General features: G+C 67.8%; 26 protein-coding genes. 16 read left to right on the plus strand and 10 right to left on the minus strand.

What is annotated here, in order from left to right:
* The first annotated feature begins 47 nt into the window (after window positions 1-47).
* From RMCB_RS13350 to RMCB_RS13365, 4 genes are all read left to right on the plus strand, one after another.
* Window positions 48-359, plus strand: coding sequence for a hypothetical protein (locus tag RMCB_RS13350; RefSeq protein ID WP_062829149.1), 312 nt, complete (start codon window positions 48-50; stop codon window positions 357-359).
* Window positions 359-1,135: an S-methyl-5'-thioadenosine phosphorylase gene (locus RMCB_RS13355; RefSeq protein WP_062829150.1), complete on the plus strand. Its 777-nt coding sequence runs from the start codon at window positions 359-361 to the stop codon at window positions 1,133-1,135. Before RMCB_RS13350 ends, RMCB_RS13355 begins: the two co-directional genes overlap by 1 nt.
* Window positions 1,132-2,163: an NAD-dependent epimerase/dehydratase family protein gene (locus RMCB_RS13360; RefSeq protein WP_062829151.1), complete on the plus strand. Its 1,032-nt coding sequence runs from the start codon at window positions 1,132-1,134 to the stop codon at window positions 2,161-2,163. Before RMCB_RS13355 ends, RMCB_RS13360 begins: the two co-directional genes overlap by 4 nt.
* A 124-nt stretch (window positions 2,164-2,287) precedes the next feature.
* Window positions 2,288-3,415 (plus strand): nitronate monooxygenase, encoded by a 1,128-nt coding sequence (locus tag RMCB_RS13365; protein ID WP_029369623.1) that lies wholly within the window; start codon window positions 2,288-2,290, stop codon window positions 3,413-3,415.
* On the opposite strand, the gene RMCB_RS13370 is transcribed toward RMCB_RS13365, so the two are convergent.
* From RMCB_RS13370 to RMCB_RS13380, 3 genes are all read right to left on the minus strand, one after another.
* On the minus strand, window positions 3,412-4,098 hold the full coding sequence (locus tag RMCB_RS13370; protein ID WP_062829152.1) for a DUF5666 domain-containing protein: 687 nt from the start codon (window positions 4,096-4,098) through the stop codon (window positions 3,412-3,414). The genes RMCB_RS13365 and RMCB_RS13370 overlap by 4 nt on opposite strands.
* Before the next feature lie 62 nt (window positions 4,099-4,160).
* Window positions 4,161-5,189 (minus strand): sensor histidine kinase, encoded by a 1,029-nt coding sequence (locus RMCB_RS13375; RefSeq protein WP_062829153.1) that lies wholly within the window; start codon window positions 5,187-5,189, stop codon window positions 4,161-4,163.
* A gap of 63 nt (window positions 5,190-5,252) precedes the next feature.
* A complete protein-coding gene (locus RMCB_RS13380; protein ID WP_062829154.1) occupies window positions 5,253-5,954 on the minus strand; it encodes a response regulator transcription factor in 702 nt (233 codons plus the stop codon).
* Between the two features lie 103 nt (window positions 5,955-6,057).
* Here RMCB_RS13380 and RMCB_RS13385 point away from each other — a divergent pair, with 103 nt between their 5' ends.
* Genes RMCB_RS13385 through RMCB_RS13405 form a run of 5 tightly spaced genes read left to right on the plus strand, consistent with a single transcriptional unit; the run spans window position 6,058 to window position 9,580 of the window.
* On the plus strand, window positions 6,058-6,720 hold the full coding sequence (locus RMCB_RS13385) for a glycosyltransferase family 2 protein (RefSeq protein ID WP_062829521.1): 663 nt from the start codon (window positions 6,058-6,060) through the stop codon (window positions 6,718-6,720).
* Entirely contained in the window at window positions 6,717-7,373 is a 657-nt protein-coding gene (locus tag RMCB_RS13390; protein ID WP_062829155.1) for a TIGR04282 family arsenosugar biosynthesis glycosyltransferase, read from the plus strand. The genes RMCB_RS13385 and RMCB_RS13390 overlap by 4 nt, the downstream gene beginning before the upstream one ends.
* A 1-nt stretch (window position 7,374) precedes the next feature.
* Window positions 7,375-8,016 carry a methyltransferase domain-containing protein gene (locus tag RMCB_RS13395; protein WP_062829156.1) on the plus strand — a complete coding sequence of 214 codons (642 nt, stop codon included), beginning with the start codon at window positions 7,375-7,377 and terminating at the stop codon, window positions 8,014-8,016.
* On the plus strand, window positions 8,013-9,116 hold the full coding sequence (locus tag RMCB_RS13400; protein WP_062829157.1) for a molybdopterin-dependent oxidoreductase: 1,104 nt from the start codon (window positions 8,013-8,015) through the stop codon (window positions 9,114-9,116). Before RMCB_RS13395 ends, RMCB_RS13400 begins: the two co-directional genes overlap by 4 nt.
* A complete protein-coding gene (locus RMCB_RS13405) occupies window positions 9,113-9,580 on the plus strand; it encodes a hypothetical protein (RefSeq protein ID WP_062829158.1) in 468 nt (155 codons plus the stop codon). Before RMCB_RS13400 ends, RMCB_RS13405 begins: the two co-directional genes overlap by 4 nt.
* Here the strand turns inward: RMCB_RS13405 and RMCB_RS13410 are convergent.
* Window positions 9,506-10,855: a hypothetical protein gene (locus RMCB_RS13410; protein ID WP_062829159.1), complete on the minus strand. Its 1,350-nt coding sequence runs from the start codon at window positions 10,853-10,855 to the stop codon at window positions 9,506-9,508. The genes RMCB_RS13405 and RMCB_RS13410 overlap by 75 nt on opposite strands.
* 102 nt (window positions 10,856-10,957) lie before the next feature.
* Here RMCB_RS13410 and RMCB_RS13415 point away from each other — a divergent pair, with 102 nt between their 5' ends.
* Together RMCB_RS13415 and RMCB_RS13420 are read left to right on the plus strand one after the other, a co-directional pair.
* Window positions 10,958-11,437: a DUF417 family protein gene (locus tag RMCB_RS13415; protein ID WP_062829160.1), complete on the plus strand. Its 480-nt coding sequence runs from the start codon at window positions 10,958-10,960 to the stop codon at window positions 11,435-11,437.
* A gap of 11 nt (window positions 11,438-11,448) precedes the next feature.
* Complete coding sequence (locus tag RMCB_RS13420) at window positions 11,449-12,276, plus strand: GNAT family N-acetyltransferase (RefSeq protein ID WP_109784299.1); 828 nt, start codon at window positions 11,449-11,451, stop codon at window positions 12,274-12,276.
* On the opposite strand, the gene RMCB_RS13425 is transcribed toward RMCB_RS13420, so the two are convergent.
* From RMCB_RS13425 to RMCB_RS13435, 3 genes are read right to left on the minus strand one after another with little or no spacing between them, the layout of a single operon-like run.
* Entirely contained in the window at window positions 12,273-12,887 is a 615-nt protein-coding gene (locus RMCB_RS13425) for a pyridoxamine 5'-phosphate oxidase family protein (protein WP_062829162.1), read from the minus strand. The two genes, RMCB_RS13420 and RMCB_RS13425, sit on opposite strands and share 4 nt — an antisense overlap.
* Before the next feature lie 51 nt (window positions 12,888-12,938).
* The gene (gene menE / locus RMCB_RS13430) at window positions 12,939-14,024 is read right to left on the minus strand and encodes an o-succinylbenzoate--CoA ligase (RefSeq protein WP_206779458.1); all 1,086 of its coding nucleotides are present in this window, start codon (window positions 14,022-14,024) and stop codon (window positions 12,939-12,941) included.
* Window positions 14,025-14,065: 41 nt separating this feature from the next.
* Window positions 14,066-14,398: a DUF3349 domain-containing protein gene (locus RMCB_RS13435; protein WP_062829164.1), complete on the minus strand. Its 333-nt coding sequence runs from the start codon at window positions 14,396-14,398 to the stop codon at window positions 14,066-14,068.
* 266 nt (window positions 14,399-14,664) lie between these two features.
* Here RMCB_RS13435 and RMCB_RS13440 point away from each other — a divergent pair, with 266 nt between their 5' ends.
* The 3 genes from RMCB_RS13440 to RMCB_RS13450 are packed head-to-tail and all read left to right on the plus strand — an operon-like array spanning window position 14,665 to window position 16,548.
* Window positions 14,665-15,912 carry an inorganic phosphate transporter gene (locus RMCB_RS13440; RefSeq protein WP_062829165.1) on the plus strand — a complete coding sequence of 416 codons (1,248 nt, stop codon included), beginning with the start codon at window positions 14,665-14,667 and terminating at the stop codon, window positions 15,910-15,912.
* A gap of 35 nt (window positions 15,913-15,947) precedes the next feature.
* Window positions 15,948-16,229 (plus strand): hypothetical protein, encoded by a 282-nt coding sequence (locus RMCB_RS13445; protein WP_029371282.1) that lies wholly within the window; start codon window positions 15,948-15,950, stop codon window positions 16,227-16,229.
* A gap of 10 nt (window positions 16,230-16,239) precedes the next feature.
* The gene (locus RMCB_RS13450; protein ID WP_029371284.1) at window positions 16,240-16,548 is read left to right on the plus strand and encodes a DUF3349 domain-containing protein; all 309 of its coding nucleotides are present in this window, start codon (window positions 16,240-16,242) and stop codon (window positions 16,546-16,548) included.
* A 54-nt stretch (window positions 16,549-16,602) separates the two neighbouring features.
* On the opposite strand, the gene RMCB_RS13455 is transcribed toward RMCB_RS13450, so the two are convergent.
* Window positions 16,603-16,986: a VOC family protein gene (locus RMCB_RS13455; RefSeq protein ID WP_029371286.1), complete on the minus strand. Its 384-nt coding sequence runs from the start codon at window positions 16,984-16,986 to the stop codon at window positions 16,603-16,605.
* 45 nt (window positions 16,987-17,031) lie between these two features.
* The gene (locus RMCB_RS13460; RefSeq protein WP_062829166.1) at window positions 17,032-17,901 is read right to left on the minus strand and encodes an SDR family oxidoreductase; all 870 of its coding nucleotides are present in this window, start codon (window positions 17,899-17,901) and stop codon (window positions 17,032-17,034) included.
* A gap of 224 nt (window positions 17,902-18,125) precedes the next feature.
* Between RMCB_RS13460 and RMCB_RS13465 the strand changes: the two genes are divergently transcribed.
* Window positions 18,126-19,169 (plus strand): alpha/beta fold hydrolase, encoded by a 1,044-nt coding sequence (locus RMCB_RS13465; RefSeq protein WP_062829167.1) that lies wholly within the window; start codon window positions 18,126-18,128, stop codon window positions 19,167-19,169.
* Between the two features lie 6 nt (window positions 19,170-19,175).
* Window positions 19,176-19,922: an SDR family oxidoreductase gene (locus RMCB_RS13470; RefSeq protein WP_062829168.1), complete on the plus strand. Its 747-nt coding sequence runs from the start codon at window positions 19,176-19,178 to the stop codon at window positions 19,920-19,922.
* Window positions 19,923-19,932: 10 nt separating this feature from the next.
* Here RMCB_RS13470 and RMCB_RS13475 read toward each other — a convergent pair whose 3' ends face one another.
* Window positions 19,933-20,862, minus strand: a complete 930-nt coding sequence (locus RMCB_RS13475; RefSeq protein WP_029371294.1) for a 1,4-dihydroxy-2-naphthoyl-CoA synthase — start codon at window positions 20,860-20,862, stop codon at window positions 19,933-19,935.
* Window positions 20,863-20,932: the final 70 nt, after the last annotated feature.

Raw genomic sequence — 20,932 nt, forward strand, 5'->3', positions numbered from 1 at the left:
GGTCGCCATCGTATGAGGACCGCAGGAACCCGACCTACACTGGCGGCATGAATGAGCGGCTCAGCAAGACCGAGATCGGCAAGGATGTGCTGCAGGAATCCGTCGAGGCCGTGGCGTCGACCGTGGGTGAGGTGACCCACATCATCACGACTGCGGTCAAGGACGTGGCGGCGGCCATCGGCGGCCTGGCCACCGATGCGTTCGAGATCCGCGACAGTGCGCGCAAGGCCCGCGCCCAGCTCGATGACGACCTCGACGTGGACGCCCCCGCAGACGTCGACGACGTCGAAGAGGACGTCGACGAGGTCAAGCCCACCGATGTCCCCGAATCCCAGGACCTCGGCGACAAGACCGACTAGTGCTCGGAGTCGTCGGCGGTAGCGGCTTTTACACATTTTTCGGGTCGGACGCGCGCAGCGTCAGCCTGGATACGCCGTACGGGGCCCCCAGCGCACCCATCACGGTCGGCACCGTCGGCCAGCATGAGGTGGCGTTCCTCCCGAGACACGGCGTGAGTCATGAGTATTCGCCGCATACGGTGCCGTATCGGGCGAACATGTGGGCGCTGCGTGCGCTGGGCGTGCGGCGCATCTTCGGGCCGTGCGCGGTCGGTAGCTTGACGCCCGATCTCGGCCCCGGGTCGATGGTGGTGCCCGATCAACTGGTCGACCGCACCAGCGCGCGTCCCGACACCTATTTCGATTCCGGCGGCATCCATGTGAGTTTCGCCGATCCCTACTGTCCGACGCTGCGCGCCGCGGCGGCCGGGCTGCCCGGCGTGGTCGACGGCGGCACCATGGTGGTGATCCAGGGCCCGCGGTTCTCCACGCGCGCCGAGAGCCAGTGGTTCGCGGGCCAGGGCTTCCGGTTGGTCAACATGACCGGCTACCCCGAGGCGGTGCTGGCCCGGGAACTCGAAATGTGTTACGCCGCCATTGCTTTGGTGACCGACCTGGACGCGGGCATCGAGACGGGGGCGGGGGTGCGCGCGGTCGACGTGTTCGCCGAATTCGAGCGGAACATCGTGCCGTTCAAGAAGTTGGTGCACGAGGCGCTCGAGGCGGTCGACGTCGAGCGGACCTGCACCCATTGCCTGGCCCATGACGGGGTGAAGCTGCCTTTCGAGTTGCCGTGAGGGTTCTGCTCACCGGCGCGGCGGGTTTCATCGGGTCCCGGACGGCGGTCGCGTTACGGTCCGCGGGCCACGAGGTGATCGCCGTCGACACCATGCTCGCCGCCGCGCACGGCCCCGGCGCCGAACCTCCGCCGCAGTGTCACCTTGTCGACATCCGGGACGGCGATGCCCTGAAGCCGTTGCTCGACGGTGTCGACGTGGTGTGCCACCAGGCTGCCGTCGTGGGAGCCGGGGTAGATGCGGCCGACGCGCCGTCGTACGCGGGGCACAACGACTTCGGCACGGCGGTGCTGCTCGCCGAGATGTACGCCGCGGGCTGTACGCGGCTCGTGCTCGCGTCATCGATGGTGGTCTACGGGCAGGGTGGCTACGACTGCCCGGCGCACGGCCCGGTCGACCCGGCGCCGCGCACCCGCGCGGATCTGGACGCCGGGGTGTTCGAGCATCGCTGCCCGGTCGGTGGGGAACCGTTGCGGTGGCGGCTGGTCGGCGAGGACGCACCATTGCGGCCCCGAAGCCTGTACGCCGCCAGCAAAACCGCGCAGGAGCATTTCGCGCTGGCCTGGGTGGAGAGCGGTGCCGGGTCGGTGGTCGCGTTGCGCTATCACAACGTCTACGGCCCCAACATGCCGCGCGACACGCCCTACTCGGGTGTCGCGGCCATCTTCCGCTCCCAGCTCGAATCCGGTGGGCAGCCAAGGGTTTTCGAGGATGGCGGGCAGATGCGCGACTTCGTCCACGTCGATGACGTCGCGGCCGCCAACGTCGCCGCGGTCGACGCCGGGCTGGACGGATTCAACGCGTTCAATGTCTGCTCGGGGCGGCCCATCTCGATCATGGACGTGGCGACACGGTTGTGCGAGGCCCGCGGTGCTCAGGCGCCCGTGGTCACCGGCCAGTACCGCAGCGGCGACGTCCGGCACATCGTGGCCTCGCCGGCCCATGCGGCGCAGGCACTGGGGTTCCGGGCCGCGATCGACCCGTATGACGGTTTGGCCGAGTTCGCGTTCGCGCCGCTGCGGGCGTGATCCGCGAGCGTGAATCCGCTGCGAGAAAACGGCCGATTTTTCGCAGACGTTGCACACTCGTGGATGCTCGTTGGCCAAGGCTCGCACTTGACACCCGTCAACTCCACGTGCCAATACTGACGTGGTGAAACCCGCCATCTGTGAGCAGTTCGGCATCGACTTTCCGCTCTTCGCCTTCAGCCACTGTCGTGACGTGGTGGCCGCGGTGACCAACGCCGGAGGCTTCGGCGTCCTGGGCGCCACCGCCTACACGCCCGAGCAACTGGACCGCGAACTCACCTGGATCGACCAGCACGTGGGCGGTAAGCCGTATGGCGCCGACATCATCGTCCCGGCGAAATTCGAGGGCAAGGGCGAGCACCTGTCGCGCAGCCAGCTGGCGGACCGAATCCCGGGTGAATACCGCGATTTCGTGGCGCAACTGCTCGCCCAGCACGGCATCGAGCCCGATCCCAACCCGCGGCTGGGTGGTTCTTCGCTGTCGGGGGACACCGGGCAGGAGCTCCTCGAGGTCGCGCTGAGCCATCCGATCAAACTGATCGCCAACGCCCTCGGCGTGCCGCCCGATTACATGATCGACGCGGGGCGAGAACGCGGCGTCCCCGTAGCGGCCCTGGTCGGGGCCCGCGAGCACGCCGTCAAACAGGTGCACGCCGGCGTCGACATGATCATCGCGCAGGGCACCGAGGCGGGCGGGCACTGCGGTGAGGTGTCGACGCTGGTGCTCGTCCCCGAGGTTCTCGATTCGCTGGCTGAGATGGGCAGCACCATTCCCGTTTTGGCCGCGGGCGGCATCGTGACCGGGAGGCAGATGGCCGCCGCCGTCGCGATGGGGGCCGCCGGCGCCTGGACGGGATCGGTGTGGCTGACCACCGAGGAGGCCGAGACGGCGCCGCACACCGTGCAGAAGATGCTCGCCGCGACGTCGCGCGACACCGTGCGGTCGACGGGCCGCACCGGCAAGCCTGCGCGCCAGCTGGTTTCCGAATGGACCGACGCGTGGCAGCCGAATCCCGCTGGACACCAGACACTTCCGCTCCCGCTGCAGAACATGCTCGCCGAGCCCGTCATCCGCCGCATCGATGTGCTTGCCGCACAAGGCCATCCGGGTGCCCAAGCGCTGGCGACCTACTTCGTCGGGCAGGGCGTGGGGTTGATGAACAAGGTGAAGCCGGCGCGTGAGGTCGTCCGCGAGTTCATCGAGGACTACGTGGCGGCCACGGAACGGCTGAGCAACAGCCTGCCCGACTAGTGCTGCGGGCGCCCACCGCCACAGTTGCCGTTGACCGCGGGCCGCACCGTGGCACCGGCGGCCTGCAGGACGCCGCTGCTGTCCTTGGTGCCCTGGGCCGCCAGGCACACGCCGGTGACGATCGCTGAAGCCTCTGCGCCGGAACGCTTTTCGTAGCGAGTGTTGGCAGTGACGGTCACCGTTGCGGTGCTGTTGTCGGCCTCGGTGACCACGATCGAGTTGCCATTCACCGAAGTGACGGTTCCGGCGACGCCGTGTTGCTGATTACCCCCTTTGTGTCCGCATTGGGTCCCGGCGTTCTGCGCGATGACGACTGCTGCGGCGGCGCTGCTGTCCTTGGCGTTGTGGACCTGGATGCACTCGCCGGGCGTGACGTCGGTGAGCTGTGCGGCAGTGAGTTGCGCGATGTGCGTCGAGCCGGTGATGTTCACGGTGGCCGGACCCTGCCGTCCCGTGACGTTCACCGTGCCGCCGGATACGGCGCTGACCAGGCCGTCCACCCGGTCCTTCCCGTCGTGGCCGGCGCCGGGGGCGGGGCCGGCGGCGGCCGACGTCGACGTCGACGTCGAGCCGCTGGTCGCGGAACTGGGTGCGGACGACGTGCTGGACGTGCCGCATGCGGCCAAGGAGAGCACGGCGAATCCGGCAAGGGTGACGACGGCATAGCGCGGTGTGATGACCATGTAGCTACGGTCCGCGTCACAGCTGTCGATGAGCTCAGCAGTGGATATGAATTCAGTGTGCGTCAGTCGACGTTGTCGAGCGTCAACGGCAGGCGCACCTCGAAACGCGCACCGGTGTCCAGATTGCGGGCCGACAGTGTGCCGCCGTGCGCCTGGACCAGGCCTGCCGCAATGGTCAGCCCCAGCCCCGAACCGCTCGGCAGTGACGAGTCTGCGCGTGGCACACGGCCGTTGGAGCCGCGATAGGCGACGTCGAAGACGCGCGGCAGGTCGGCCTCGTCGATGCCGACCCCGGTGTCGTCGACGTGCGCCCATGCGCCGGCCGCGTCCGCGCCGAGGGCCAGCGTCACGGCCCCGCCCTCGGGGGTGTGCGCGATGGCGTTGGCCACCAGGTTCGACAGCACCCGCACCAGGGCACGGTCACTGCCCAGCACCCGCACCGGCTGCGGCGGCAGTTCGGCGGTCAACCGCACGCCGGCGCGGCCGGCCGCTATGCGGTGGGCCGAGATCACGTCGGCCACCACCTCGTCCAGAGCGACCTGCTCGCGCACCGGTTGCACCGAGCCCGCGTTGATCTTCGACATCTCGAACAGGTCGTCGACCATCTCGGAGAGCCGGATCGATTCCTGCTCAATGTGTTTGGCGTGGGTCCTGACCTCGTCGTCGGTGACCACGCCGTCGGCGATGGCCTCGGAGACCGCGCGGATACCGGCCAGCGGGGTACGCAGGTCGTGGCTGACGAACGCCACCAGCTGGCGGCGCGAATGCTCGGCCGCGCGCTCCGAATCGCGGATCTCCTGTTCCCACACCGTCCGCCGGGCCTGGTACCGGGCCAGCATGACTGCCGCGGGGATGGTCACCACCGACACGATCACCAGCACCACCGCGGTCTGCTCGAACGTCTCGGTGATCATGAACCCGCTGGCGCCGAGCACCCCGGTGAACGTGGCCAAGGTCGGGATCAGGACGAGCACCACCATGCTCACCGCCAGCGACCAGGACCGCGCGAACCGGATGATGATCGCCCCGGCCAGCACCACCGGCAGCGAGCAGGCCAGCGCCCATCCGATGATCTCAGCGAGGTTCTGCACTACACCCTCTGTTCTTCGCGCAAGCGCTCATCTACACCCTCTGTTCTTCGCGCAAGCGCTCATCTACGTCCTCTGTTCTTCGCGCAAGCGCTCATCACCACTCCACAGGTAGCCGCGTCCCCACACTGTCTGAATCCGGTGTCGATCGCCGAGCTTGGACCGTAGCCGCTTGATGTGCACCGTCACGGTGGACAGATCTCCGAAGTCCCAGCGCCACACCCGTTTGAGCAGATCCTCGCGAGAGAACACGGTGTCGCTGTTGGTCAAGAGGAACACCAGCAGATCGAACTCGCGGTTGGTCAGGCTGACGGGGCGCCCCGCCACGGTGACCGAGCGTGCCGCGGTCGATACGTGCAGATCGCCGACGGCGACTTCGGCGGGCACCGACCCGACGGACCCGGAGCTGCGCCGCAGCAGCGATCGCACCCGCAGTGCCAGTTCGCGGGGGCTGAACGGCTTGGTCAGATAGTCGTCGGCGCCGGCCTCCAGCCCGGCGATGCGGTCGTCCTCTTCACCGAGCGCGGTCAGCAGGATCACCGGCATGCTGTAGTCGCCGTCGCGCCGCAGGTCTCGGCACAGCGACAGGCCGTCGGAACCCGGCATCATCACGTCGAGCACCGCGACGTCGATCTGCACGGTGTCCAGCAGCCGCAGGGCTTCGGCGCCGTCGTGCGCGACCGACACATCGAGTCCGTCGCGTTCCAGGTAGCGCCGCACCACGTCGCGTACCACGGTGTCGTCGTCGGCGATCAGTACCCGGGTCACTCTATGAGGTTACTGCCGCAGGGCCGCGACCTGCGGTGATGTCACGGTTTCGTCATGGATGGCCTCTGGCCCGCGGGCAGTGGACGGCCTACCGTCGGAGACCATGGCCTCCGAACCGGCGCTCGTGACCGTGGTGCTGCCGTGTCTGGACGAGGAACAGTCGCTGCCCGGCGTGCTGGCCGCGATGCCCGACGGGTACCGGCCGCTGGTCGTCGACAACAACAGCTCCGACCGCACCGCGGAGGTGGCCCGGGAACTCGGCGCCACGGTGGTGGCCGAGCGACGACCCGGATACGGCTCGGCCGTGCACGCGGGGGTGGTCGCAGCCGCGAGCCCGATTGTGGCGGTGCTCGACGCCGACGGCTCGCTGGACCCAGGGGAGCTGCCGGCGCTCGTCGCGGAACTGGATCGCGGCGCCGATCTGGTGATCGGCAGGCGCAGGCCGGTGGCCGGGTTGCGCTGGCCCTGGCATGCCCGGCTCGGGACGGCGGCGGTGTGCTGGCGGCTGCGGCAGCGTTACCGGCTGCCGGTGCACGACATCGCGCCGATGCGGGTGGCCCGCCGCGACGCCCTGATCGGGCTCGGGGTGTCGGATCGCCGCTCGGGCTACCCACTGGAGTTGTTGATCCGCGCGGCACAGGCCGGGTGGCGCGTGGTCGAGCGGGACGTGACCTACTGGCCGCGCACCGGAGGCCAGTCCAAGGTGAGTGGATCGGTGCGGGGCAGCGTCATCGCCGCAGTGGACTTCTGGCGGGCGATCACATGAAACCCGTTGTGGTGCTGGTGGTTGCCAAGGCTCCGGTTCCCGGTTTGGCCAAGACCCGGCTGGCCGCCGGTATCGGTGCCGAAGCCGCCGCCGAGATCGCTGCCGCGGCGCTGCTGGACACCCTCGACGCGGCGGCCGCTGCCACTGCCCAGGCGCGTGTGGTGGCGCTGACCGGCGACCTTGACCGGGCCCGCCGCAGCCACGAGATACGCGACCGGCTTGCCGATTTCGTCGTCGTCCCGCAGCGCGGTGAGAACTTCGCCGAACGGCTCGCCAACGCTCACGCCGACGCCGCCGCGGCGGCCGGGCTGCCGGTGCTGCAGGTCGGGATGGACACGCCACAGATCAGCGCTGCCCTGCTCGACCAGTGCGCGGACGCGCTGTCCGACGCCGACGCGGTGCTCGGCATGGCCCGCGACGGCGGTTGGTGGGTGCTCGGCGTGCGGGACAGCCGCACGGCGGCGTGCCTCGCCGACGTCGAGATGTCGACGCCGCAGACCGGAGCAAAAACCCTTGCCGCACTGCGTGATACCGGCGCAACGGTGGCCCTGACCGCCGAGTTGGCCGACTTCGACACGGTCGACGACATCAGCGAGGTGCGCGGGGCGTGCTCACCCGACAGTCGGTTCGTCAGGGCGACCCAGGGGATGTGACATGCACGGACAGCTTTACGACCGGGCGCTTGACGGGGAACAGTGCTGGGTCCGGCGCGCCGACGGCGGCACAAGGCATCTGCCGGTGTACAGCTGGCTGGGCGGGTCAAGGGCAAACGGCCGCTTCGACAGCAGGTTTGACGAGACCATCGTGAACCTGTGCTCTGGGCCGACGCTCGATCTCGGTTGCGGGCCGGGACGGTTGGTCGCGGGGCTGGTGCGGCGGGGCCTGCCTGCCCTCGGCGTCGACGTGTCCCGCACAGCTGTCGAATTGGCCCGCGGCAGTGGCGCACCGGTGCTGTGCCGAGATCTGTTCGCGCCGCTGCCCGGAACGGGCCGGTGGCAGACGGTACTGCTGGCCGACGGCAATGTCGGGCTCGGCGGTGACCCGTGGCGGGTGCTGCAGCGGGCCGGCGAGCTGCTCGGCCGGGGCGGCCGGTGCCTGGTCGAATTCGACACGGCGGCAAGAGGAGTCGACGCAGCATGGGTCCGGCTGGAGTCGGTCAACAGCATCGGTCCCTGGTTCCGCTGGGCGACAGTCGGTTTGGATTGCGCGGGGCGGCTCGCCGGGGATGTCGGTCTCGCGGTGACAGCCACCCATTCGGTCGGCACGCGGGTGATCGCCGTCTTGGAAGCGGCATGAGTACCGGGACGCTGCGCGGCACGGCCGTGACCGTCCGGGTCGGGGCGGCGCTGGGCGTCGCGGTCGCGGTCTGCTTCGTGACGGGACTGATCAGCCATTTCATCCAGCACCCGCAGCCCTGGTTTTTCTGGCCCACCCGGCCCGTGTGGTTGTACCGGTTGACCCAAGGTCTGCATGTGATCTCGGGCATCGCCGCCATCCCGCTACTGGTGGTCAAACTGTGGTCGGTGTGGCCGAAGCTGTTCGAACGCCCGCTGATCGGTGGGCTCGTGCGCCAGGTGGAGCGGCTGTCGATCCTGGTTCTGGTCGGTGCCATGCTGTTTCAGCTCTCCACCGGGCTGATGAACATCGCTCAGTGGTACGCGTTCAAGTTCTTCTTCACCACCGCCCACTACGCCATGGCCTACGTCGCTGCGGGCGCTGTGCTGGTACACCTTGCGGTCAAACTGCCGGTGATCCGCCGGGCACTGGACGAGCCGCTCGAACTCCCCGATCACGTACCGGATGGACCCACCCGGCGCACGGTGCTGCGCGGCACCTGGCTGGCGGTCGCGGTGGCGACGCTGGCGACCGCGGGGCAGACGGTACCGTTGCTGCGCCGCGTGTCGGTGCTGGCTCCGCGCTCCGGGCAAGGGCCGCAGGCGGTTCCGGTGAACCGCTCGGCCGTCGCGGCCGGCGTGATCCGCAGCGCCACCTCACCCGACTACCGACTGACGGTCACGAAAGGCGACGTGGTGCGCACGTTCACCGTCGCCGAACTCGCGGCGCTCCCGCAGGCCACGCGAACGCTGCCGATCGCATGCGTCGAGGGCTGGAGCGTCGACGCCGAATGGAGCGGGGTGGTGCTGGCGGATCTGATCGCCACGGTCGGCGGTGACGCGGACTCCGATGTGCGGCTGATCTCACTCGAGCCGCCGGGGCCCTACTCCCGCACGGTGTTACCGGCGCGGCATGCGCGCGACAGCGCGACGCTGATCGCCTTGCGGCTGGGTGGCCAGCCCCTGGACCTCGACCACGGCTACCCGTGCCGGCTGATCGCCCCGAGCAGACCTGGTGTGCTGCAGACGAAATGGTTGTCCCGGATCGAGGTGGTGCAATGACGGCGATGCGGCTGCTGCTGGCGATGGCCGGAATCGGACTGGGCGTCTACGGCGCGCTTTTGGTGTGGCAGAACCCGCCGGTCATCATCGTCCGGATCCTGGTGTGGGCGCTCGTCGCCGTCGTCGTACACGATTTCGTCTTCGCGCCGCTGTGCGCGGCGATGGGATGGGTGGGGCACCGGCTGATCCCCGCGGGCTCGCGCTCACCGATCGCCGTCGCGGGGTTGTGCAGCGTGGTGCTGGTGCTGTTGGCCGTACCGGTGTACGGGCGGCCTGGCATGCGCCCCGACAACGCGACGGTGCTGGACCGCGATTATCCACTGGGACTGGCGGTTTCCCTGGGTGTGGTGTGGTTGAGCGTGTTGCTGTACGAGTTGCTCAGGCGGGTGCTACCAGTTGGTGAGGATGACGTGGTTGAGCACGAGCGCGCCGAGCAGGTTGACCGCCAACCAGAACCGCGCTGAACGCGGCGGCAGGAACGCGCCCGCGGCCGTGAGCCACACCGTGAACGGCAGCCAGATCCGTTCGGTCTCTGCCTTGCTCAGCATGCTGAGATCGGCGAACAGGATCGCCACCAGCGCAGCGATCAGCACCAGTCGCAGTCCCGGTTGCCGCCGGATCGCGGAAACGTCGAACAGCCGGCCCATCCCGGCCACACTGCCCAGCCCGATGGCACACACCACCGAGGCAAGGTTGGCCCACGACCAGTACTGGAACGGCCGGTTGGCGGCGATCCCGCCCCAATACCGTTGCTGGACCAGGGTATAGCCGTCGAACCACCAGAACCCTGCGGCGAGGAACACTGCCACCACGGCCAGCGCCGCCACCGCGGCAGGTACCAGAACCCGCAGCGCGGCCCGCCAATCGGGCGCGGTGAGCAACACGGCCAGTGCCGGGAGCGCCATCAGGACCAGGCCGTAATTCAGGAAGATGCCCCAGCCCAGCAGGAGTCCCGCGCCGAGCGCCCACGGTATGTGGTGGCGGCTGTGTACCGCCAAGGCCAGCAAGGCGATACCCCACGCGGCGACACCTGCGTAATACCCGTCAGCCGAGACCGCGATCCAGATGGCGGTCGGCGCCACAGCCACGAAGGGCGCGACCCGACGTGCCGTGGCTTCGTCGGTGAGAGCACGGGCTGTGACGACGATCGCCGCGGCGGCACTGGATCCGACCAACAGGCACAGCAACCCGGCCCATGCGCCGCCGCCCAGTCCCAGGCGGTCCAGCCACACAAAGGTCAGCAGCGCACCCGGCGGATGCCCCGAGACATGCGTGATCCACGAATCAGGCTGATGGCCGGGGATTCTCGCCGAGAACGTGCGCAGCGCCTCGGGAATGTCGGTGACGGTCGGCACCTGGTTCAGATACTCGTGCGGCGCGGTGAGCCGCCCGGCAAAGCCGCGCTGCCAGCCGTCGATCATGGCCAGCGAGAACGCCCACGCACCCGATGCCGCCCAGGCCGTGACGGGCAGCACCCGACACGGAAGCCGCTGTGCCAGAGCCGGACCCCACCACACGGCGGCCACCGCGATCACGATGGCCGGGACGGTGCCCCATCCGACGTGCGCGTTCCACCAGCCGAAAATCGGTGCGGTGTCGGCAAAGCTGTGAATCTGCGCGGCCGTGCTGTTGATCAGAGGGGTGACGATACCCAAGTGCAGGTGTGGTACCACGAACGCCGCGACCACCAGGACCAGACCGATGGCCACCGCGACAGCTTCCCGGCGTCCGATCTGCATGCGCTCAAGCCTAAACGGGCCCCGCTCGGACGGGTCTGACCATTCGGTGACGTCGGCTGTCGAGTCATGGCATGCGGTCGATATTGCCGCATCGTGGAACGCATGACAGCGCTACCAGAACGTCTCACCGCCGCCGGCCAGGTTGTCAGCCGCTACGGGCTCGTGATCGTGCTCGCGTGGATCGGGGTGGGCAAGTACGTGAAGATGGAGGCCCGCGTGCTCATCGAGCACAGCCCGCTGATGTCGTGGATCTATCATTTTCTCAGCGCCGGAGCGGTCGCGGCCACGCTGGGGTCCGCCGAGATCACGGCGGCTGCCCTGATTGCCCTGCGGCCGTGGTGGCCCCGGCTTTCGGCCGTCGGCAGCGCCATGGCAGTCGTGTTGTTTCTCGGCACTCTCAGCTTCCTGTTCACCACGCCGGGCGTGGTGGTCAACCATGCGGGTCCCATCCCTGTGCTCGGGGCACAACCGGGGCAATTCCTGCTGAAGGATCTGGTGCTCATCGGTGTTGCGCTGTGGACTCTCGGTGAGGCTTGGGGCGCGGGGCGGAAAACCTCTGGAGAATTGCGCTCGACGATGTGAAGGTAGCCAACGTGAACACCGACGTACTCTTCTGCGGCACCGACCTGGCGGCTCGTATCGAGCGCGCCGAGACGCAGCTCATCGTCGCCGCGACGCACGCCGCGGCGAGCCGCGGCGCCGACGTGCTCGCGGTGCCGGTGGCCGGCGGATACGCCTGTTTCGCCGAACCCCACTCACCGCTGAACAAGGTCGTGGGCCTGGGCTTCGACGGAGTGCCGGACACCGCTCTGCTCGGCGAGGTCGAACACATGATGGCCGAGCGCGGTGCGGCCACCCAGGTGGAGTTGTCCACGCTGGCGGATCCGGCGATCGCGGCGATGCTGACCGCACGTGGCTACCACGTGGCCGGTTTCGAGGACATCCTCGGCCGGGTACCCACGGGCGACGAGCAGTCGGTGCCAGGTGTCGAGGTGCGCCGCGCCGACGATCTGACGGCGTGGGTGAATGTGGTGGTCGACGGGTTCGCCCACCCGGACGGTGTCGGTGTGCCCAGCCACGAGGAGTTCCCGCGCGATGTCATCGAGCGCGTCGAACGGGATTTGGAAAAGGCCGGCGCCACAGCGTATATCGCGTTGTGCGAGGGCGTGGTGGCCGGCGGTGGCAGCGCCCGGTTCGCCGACGGCATCGCCCAGCTCGCCGGTGCTGCGACGGCCCCGGCCTACCGCAGGCGAGGCGTGCAGACGGCGCTGCTCGCCGCCCGGCTGACCGACGCCGCGGCCGCGGGCTGTGACATCGCCGTCGTGACCACCGCGCCCGGTTCCCAATCCCAGCAGAACGTGCAGCGACGCGCCTTCCAGCTGCTCTACACCCGCGCGGTTCTGGTGAAAGCCCCTGGCTAATAGAGGATCTTGCGCAGGTTGTCTTCGCTGTAGTAGTCGTCGAGTTCGCGCTGGCTCAGGTCCGGCTTGAACGCCTTGGCCAGTTGCGCCACGCTGGGCACTGCCGTCGGGTTCCAGGATTCGGGCTTCCACGTGTCAGAGCGCAGGAATGCCTTGGCGCAGTGGAAGAAAACCTCCTCGACGGCGATCTCCAGCGCCAGGATGGGTCGCTTGCCGTCGACCACCAGTGCGTCGAAATAGTCTGCGTCGGAAAGGATCTTGGCGGTGCCGTTGATCCGCAGGGTGTCGCCGCGGCCGGGAATCAGGAACACCGTGCCGACATGCGGGTTCTGCAGCACGTTGAGATACCCGTCGACCCGTTTGTTGCCCGGCCGCTCGGGGATGGCGATGGTGGTGTCGTCGATGATGTGGACGAAACCCGGCGGGTCGCCCTTGGGTGAGACGTCGACGCGGCCGTCGGCGTCGGTGGTGGCCACGAAGCCCAGCGGGGAGTGCTTCAGCCAGTCCTGCTGGGCCTCCGAGAGCCGCGGCGACACCTTGTTGGCCACGTACGTGTTGGGGAACCCGACGATGGCACGCAACTGGTCTACCGATGTCACTTCCTGGCGCATGAGTCCATGATGCCCACGCCGGCAACCGGTTTGTCCGGTCCGTGCCGCGGCTCAGCCGAATCGGCTGGCCAGCGCCCGGCGGTCGAGCTTGCCGATGCCGCGCCGCGGCAGTTCGTCGACCACGTGGATCTCCCGGGGCGCCGCCGTCGCGTCGAGCGTCTGGGCCACGTGAGCGCGCAGCTCGGCCACCCCGGGCACGGCCGCCGACGACAACACCACCGCGGCCACCACCCGTTGGCCGAGTCGTTCGTCGGCGAGCCCGAACACCGCACAGTCGGCGATCGCGGGATGCGTCGCCAGTGCCGCCTCGACCAGCTGCGGCAGCACGGTCAGCCCGCCCGTGCTGATCGCGTCGTCCACCCGGCCGAGCACCCGAAGAGTGCCCGAATCATCCACGACGCCAAGGTCATCCGTGCGGAACCAGCCTGGCTCGGCGAACGGGTCCGGGCTGACGGGGTTGCGGTAGCCCTTCGCGACCGTCGCACCGCCCAACACGATGCGCCCGTCGTCGATACGTACCGCCACGCCGTCGAGGGGTACGCCGTCGTACACGCAGCCGCCCGCGGTTTCGCTCATCCCGTACGTCCGTACCACCGTGATGCCCGCTTCCGCGGCTCGTTCGGCAACACCCGCGGGCATCGGGCCGCCGCCGATGAGCACGGCATCGAGTTCGGCGAGCGCGGCGGCCGCGCGTGCGTCGTGCAGCGCCTTGTCGAGCTGCACCGCGACCAGTGAGGCATATCTGCGCCCGGAACCCATCGCCGCGACCACGCCGGGCAGGTCGCCGACGTCGAAGGACGGGTCGATCGACACCGGCGTGGTGCCTGCGACGACGCTGCGGATCAAGACCTGCAGCCCTGCGATGTGATAGCCCGGCAGGGCCAACAACCAACGCCCGGGGCCACCGAGCCGGTGATGGGTCGCCTCGGCGCCGGCCCGCAACGCGGCCGCCGTCAGCAGTGCGCCCTTTGGCGCGCCGGTGGTTCCCGATGTCGAGACCACCACTGCGACGTCGTCGTCGATCGGGGCGCCGGCACGCAGCGCTGTGGTGAGCAGCGAGGCCTGGCGGTCGTCGGCTGCGGGTACCGGAAGGATCGCTGCATCCCGGCCGGCCAGCAGATTCTCCAGAACCGGCAGAAGTGGCGCGGCGTCACCGACGCTGAGCGGACGCAGGGTGGCTATGCCGACCCCTCATTTCCGTCGGGGTTCTCGTCGCGGGTCTCGGTGTCGCGCGGATCGTCCAGCGGCCAGCCTTTCGCGGCCAGGCGCTCGCGGACCCGTTCGACATCTTCGTCGCGGGGCAGCTCGTCGGTGATCTGGGTGATCAGCACTCCGATGTCGAACTTGTCGAACTCTCCCATGTTGATGAGGTCGCGGGCGACGGCCTTGACCTCGTCGTTGGTGAGACGACGCGACAGCAGCGCCAGCAGAGGCACCCGATCGGCGTCGGGCACCCCCTCCGGATAGCCGGACTTGAGCCAAGCCGCGATCTTGGCGAGGAAGGTGTTCACTGCGGCAACTCCTGATGGGGGACCGGGCGGGGATCCCGGGGCATGCGACGGAGACTGCACCGATGGTAGTGCTGTCGAGGGCTGTGGATCACAGTGAACATATCGCAGCCGTCCGGCGCATTGTTGCCACGGGCAAACGCCTTGAAGCCCTAAGATGAACAATCGGTGAACTCATCGCTGAATAAGCTGAATTGCCTGTTGGGAGGGCCAATCGAGGTGATGCGTCAGCTGGTCAAAATTGCCAGTGGTCCCCCAGAATTAGCGCCATGAGCGCAGAGCTGATCATCCTGGTGTTGTTGATAGCAACAGCACTGGCTTTCGATTTCACAAACGGTTTTCACGATACCGGCAACGCCATGGCGACCTCGATCGCGACGGGCGCCCTCAAGCCCAAGACGGCGGTCCTCCTTGCCGGCATCCTCAACCTGGTCGGCGCGTTCCTCTCCGTCGAGGTGGCTGTCACCGTCACCACATCGGTGATCAAGGTGCAGGACAGCAAAACAGGCCACCTGCTGCCGTCGATCTCCTCGTCGACCGGCCTCACCATCATCTTCGCGGGCCTCATCGGCGGCATCCTCTGGAACCTGCTCACCTGGCTCTTCGGCATCCCGTCCAGCTCGTCGCATGCGCTCTTCGGCGGTCTGATCGGTGCCGGCCTCGCCGCGCTGGGCAGCAGCGGGGTCAACTGGAGCGGTGTCATCTCCAAGGTGCTCATCCCGGCCGTCGCGTCCCCTCTGATCGCGGGAATCGTTGCCGCCGTGGGCACTTGGCTCGTGTACCGGATCACCCGCAACGTCATCAAGAAGCGGCGCGAGGAAGGCTTCCGCTGGGGCCAGATCGCCACCGCTTCGCTGGTCGCCCTGGCTCACGGCACCAATGACGCGCAGAAGACCATGGGTGTCATCGCGCTCGCGCTCATCACCACCGGCCACCTGACCGGCGACGTGAAGAAGGACGGGCTGCCGTTCTGGATCATCCTGTCCTGCGCACTGGCCATCGGCCTCGGCACCTACATCGGCGGCTGGCGCGTCATCCGCACCCTGGGCAAGGGGCTCGTCGAGATCGAGTCCCCGCAGGGCTTCGCCGCCGAGGCCTCCTCGGCAGTGGTCATCCTGAGCTCGTCGGCCGCCGGTATGGCGCTGTCGACCACGCATGTCGCGACGGGTTCGATCCTCGGTAGCGGTGTGGGCAAGCCCGGCGCCGAGGTGCGTTGGGCGGTTGCCGGCCGCATGGCGCTGGCATGGCTGGTCACGCTTCCCGCCGCGGGCATCGTCGGTGCGCTGTCCTTCTGGCTGTCCGAGGGTGTCGAGTCGCTCACCGGTTCGGCCCTGGCCGGCGACGGACTCATATTCCTCATCCTGGTGGCGCTGTCCGCCTACATGTGGTGGCGTGCCCAGCAGCAGAAGGTCGACTCCAAGAACGTCAACGCCGATTGGGACGACACGACCAACTCCGTGGTGCCCGCCGAGGTCCGCGAGGCCACCAAAAGCGGCGACAAAGCCGCAGCGGTCTGACCGGACTTCGATACGGAACGAATAGGGACTGACAGATGACTTATGTAGAAGCCATTTTCAAGGTGTTGCTGGTCGGACTGATTCTCGGTGCCGGGTTGCCTGCACTGTTCGCGGGCGGGCTGGTCGCGTACTCCAGCGGTGCCGGCGGCACGCACGAGGACGGCACCGTCTCGGCGCCCAACCAAGCGCTCAAGGCCCTGGGACTGCTGCTGTTCGCAGTCGTCGCGGCGGTGATCGTGATCGCGATTCTCTACATCACCAAGACCACGATCATCCACCACTTCGGTTTCAACCCCGTCCCCTTCCTCCCTAAGTGAGCTGACGACCATGACAGAAGGCACGAGTGTCATCGACAACGTCCTGGGCTGGCTGCACCAGGGATACCCGGAGGGTGTTCCGCCCAAGGACTACTTTCCGCTGCTGGCGCTGCTGAAGCGTTCGCTGACCGAGGACGAGGTCATCAAGGCGGCGCAGACCATCCTGCGGTCCAGCAACGGCGACGCGCCGGTGACGGACGACGAGATCCACCGCGCCATCCAGCAGATCACCGAGAAGGCGCCGAATCCCGAAGAGATTCATCAGGTGGCGTCCCGGCTGGCCTCGGTCGGCTGGCCGCTGGCGACGCCGTCCCGCTGAGCTCATCACGCGAAAACCCCTGCCACGGCAGGGGTTTTCGTCATTTGCGACCCATCACTGTCGGGTGTCGCGGCGCAGCGGGTGAGTGTCGGGGACTTCGACGAAGATCAGCGTCACGCCGTCGGGGTCGCTCACGTGCATCTCGTGCAGACCCCATGGTTCCTCTTGGGCGGCCCTGGCGATCGGCACGCCGCGGCCCTCCAGTTCGGCCTGGGTGGCGTAGATGTCGCGCACCTGCAACCACAACGCACCAGGGAAGACTCCGGATTCGGTGGGGGAGTGATGGCCGGCCAACTCGATGAGCGACTGCCCCGCGTAGAAGACTGTGCCGCCCGGGTACTCGCGAGCGATCGCCAGACCGATGCCGTCACGGTAGAACTCGACCGATTTCGGGTAGTCCACCGGCCGGATCAACATCCGGCTGGCCAGGATCTCCATAGCTGATTGTTTACCATCGGGTCGCGGCCTGCGTGCCCCGACACGTCACACCGGTTGGACCCGCTGCCTTTTCATCATGGCGTCGACAAGTGCGGGGGCCACGGTGTTGAGTGCTTTGGCCGTGACGGCCATCCGCGGCGCGATCTGCACGGGGCGGGTCCGGGTGGCGGTCACCATCCAGTCGGCGGCCTCGCTCGCCGAGAGCCCGGGCAGGTTGTCGTAGGCGCGGGTCGGCGCGATCATCGGGGTCTTCACCAACGGGTAATACAGCGTCGTGGAATGCACGCCGGCTGCGGACCATTCGGTCTCGATGACCCTACTGACGGCGCTGAGCGCCGCCTTCGAGGCGTTGTACACCGCAAACAGGGGTGACGACTCGTTCATCACGCCCCAGGTCGACACGTTGATGATGTGCCCGTCGCGCCGCTCCCGCATGCCCGGGGCCAGCCCGCGGATGAGCCGCAGCGGTGAGTAGTAGTTGAGCGTCATGGTCCGTTCGACGTCGTGCCAGCGGTCCAGCGATTCGGCCAGCGGGCGTCGGATCGACCGTCCGGCGTTGTTGATCAGGATGTCCACGCCGCCCATGTCGCGCTCGACTGTCGCGACCAGTTCGTCGATCGCATCCATGTCGGAGAGGTCGACGGCGTGCGCCACGGCTTCGCCGCCGTTGGCGGTGATGCGTCCGACGAGATCGCCCAGGAGTTCCTGACGACGGGCCACGACCACCACGGTGGCACCGCGGGCGGCCAGCTTCTCGGCGGCGGCCTCGCCGATGCCCGACGATGCGCCCGTCAGCAGGATGCGCTTCCCGGCGATGTCGATGTCGTCGCGAGTGTGCAACCGGTCGGTCAACGGCGGACGCATGCTGGTCAGCAACAGCTGTTCGGACAGCCGGCGCAGCGGGCTCTTGCTCATGCAGTGAGTCTAGGAACGGCCCCGTACCGCCAGGCGCCTGAGGTGGTCCGAGCGATTTGGCGGTTGCGCTTGATCCGGCCCGACGAGCGTGTAGGTTCAAGCCTGTTATTCCCATTTGGAAATAACTGTCCGGTGACACCCGGACGGTGCCTACGCCGCCGTTGTCAAACGTCAATCCTGTTGTGCGCGTCCCGACTCAACGACAGACCGGAAGGAACCACATCGTGCCAGCGCCCACCGATGCCGAGTATTTCGACCTTGGCGACTTCACCCTGCAGAGCGGCTTCACGCTGCGCAACACGACGCTCGCGTACAAGACCTACGGCACGCTGAACTCGGACAAGTCCAACGTGATCGTCTACCCCACTTGGTATTCGGGGTGGCACACCGACAACGAATGGCTCATCGGCACCGACAAGGCGCTCAACCCCGACGAGTGGTTCATCATCGTGCCCAACATGCTCGGCAACGGGCTGTCGTCCTCGCCGTCGAACACTCCGGCCCCGTATGACCGGGCCCGCTTTCCCGCTGTGACGTTCTACGACCAGGTGGAGGCGCAGCACAAACTCGTCACGCAGAACTTCGGGATATCGACCATCGCGCTCGTCACCGGATGGTCCATGGGTGCCGGGCAGACCTACCAGTGGGCGGTGAGTCATCCCGAGATGGTCCAGCGCGCCGCGCCGTTCTGCGGGTCGAGCATCACCGCGCCACACAACAAGGTGTTCCTCGAGTCGTTGATCTTCGCCCTGACGGCGGACGCGGTGTGGGCCGACGGCGACTACTCACCGGACCGGCTGCCGGTCAAGGGATTACGCGCTTTTGCCCGGGTGTACTCGGGCTGGGGCTACTCGCAGGCGTTCTACTGGCAGGAAGCATGGCGCGAGCTCGGCTTCACGTCGTTCGATGATTTCCTGTACGGCTTCTGGGAGAACTTCTTCCGCGACGGACGCGATCCGAACAATCTCATCGCGATGCTGCGGACGTGGCACAGCGGAAACGTCGGTAATACACCGGGGTTCGGCGGTGACGTGGAGAAGGCGCTGGCGTCCATCAAGTGTCCGCTGCTGGCGATGCCTGCCGAAAAAGATCTGTACTTCCCGCCCGAAGACGAGCAGTGGGCGAGTCAGTTCATCCCACAGGGCGAAGTGCGGGTCATTCCCGGCATCTGGGGTCACTTCGCCGGGGGTGGGGTGAATCCCACGGACACCGACTTCATCGATGCGGGGATTCGGGATCTGCTGGCCAGGCCGGGGTACACGCCCTGAGCAACAATCGATCTCGTGGACAAAGTTGTGGTGATCACCGGGGCGGGCAGTGGTATCGGCAGGGCGACGGCGCGGGTGCTGCTGGACGCCGGGCATCAGGTGGTGCTGGCCGGACGCAGGCCTGAGCCGCTGGACGAGACTGCCGACGGCAGGCCGAACGCGCGGGTGGTGACGACCGACGTGACCGACTCGGCCTCGGTGCGGGCGCTGTTCGCCGACGCGGTGTCGGAGTTCGGGCGGGTCGATGTGTTGTTCAACAACGCAGGAGTGTTCGGGCCGGCGGCGTCGATCGTCGACATCGACGACGAGCAGTGGCACAGCGTCTGGCGCACCAATGTCGACGGCGCGGTGTTCTGCGCGCGTGAAGCCGCCCGGGTCATGACGGCGCAAGACCCGCGCGGTGGACGCATCATCAACAACGGGTCGATATCCGCGCACCGACCTCGACCCAAGAGCCTGGCCTACACCGTCAGCAAACACGCCATGACCGGGCTGACCGCGTCAATGATGTTGGATCTGCGCGATATCGACATCTGTGTCACGCAGATCGACATCGGCAACGCCGCCACCGACATGACGGCGGGGTTCAGTCAGCAGACCCTGCAGGCCGATGGAAGCCTCGCGGCGGAGCCGACTTTCGACGTCGACCACGTGGCGCGTGCCATCGGCCATATCGTCGATCTGCCGCTGGAGGTGTCCGTCCCGTCCATCACGGTGATGGCCCGCGCCATGCCGTACGCGGGCCGTGGGTGATTCCGCGGTATCAGAAGTATCGGGGAAACGCGCTCCAGTCCGGGTCGCGCTTCTCCAAGAAGGCGTCACGGCCCTCCACGGCCTCGTCGGTCATGTAGGCCAAACGGGTTGCCTCCCCGGCGAATACCTGTTGGCCGACGAGTCCGTCGTCGATCAGGTTGAACCCGAACTTGAGCATCCGGATGGCCTGCGGTGACTTGCCGTTGATCTCGGCTGCCCACTGCAGGCCGACGGTTTCCAGATCGGCATGGTCGACCACGTCGTTCACCGCGCCCATCTGATGCATGGTCTCGGCGTCGTACGTGCGGCCCAGGAAGAAGATCTCGCGGGCGAATTTCTGCCCGGTCTGGCGCGCCAGGTAGGCACTGCCGAACCCGCCGTCGAAACTGCCGACATCGGCGTCGGTCTGCTTGAACCGCGCATGCTCACGGCTGGCGAGTGTCAGATCGCAGGTGACGTGCAGGCTGTGCCCGCCGCCGGCGGCCCAGCCGTTGACCAGACAGATCACCACCTTGGGCATGAACCTGATCAGGCGCTGCACCTCCAGGATGTGCAGTCGTCCGGCGCGGGCCGGGTCCACGGTCTCGGCGGTTTCCCCCGATGCGTACTGGTAGCCGGTGCGCCCCCGGATGCGCTGATCGCCGCCGGAGCAGAACGCCCATCCGCCGTCCTTGGGCGACGGGCCGTTGCCGGTCAGCAGGATCACGCCGACATCCGACGACATGCGGGCATGGTCGAGCACCCGGTACAGCTCGTCGACGGTGTGCGGGCGGAATGCGTTGCGCACCTCGGGCCGGTCGAATGCGATGCGGACCGTCGGCTGCTTGGCCCCGTCGACGACATGCCGGTGGTAGGTGATGTCGGTCAGGTCGCCGAAACCGGCGACCGGCTCCCACGCCGCGGGGTCGAACGGGTTGGCTGCGCTGGAATCAGAGCTCACCCGCTCGACTGTAGAGCGGGGTTTGACCGGTGCGGGCCACGGGTATGAAGCACGGTGCGCGTGTCTTGTG

The sequence above is a fragment of the Mycolicibacterium brisbanense genome, from assembly GCF_001570425.1.
GTDB classification, from domain to species: domain Bacteria; phylum Actinomycetota; class Actinomycetes; order Mycobacteriales; family Mycobacteriaceae; genus Mycobacterium; species Mycobacterium brisbanense.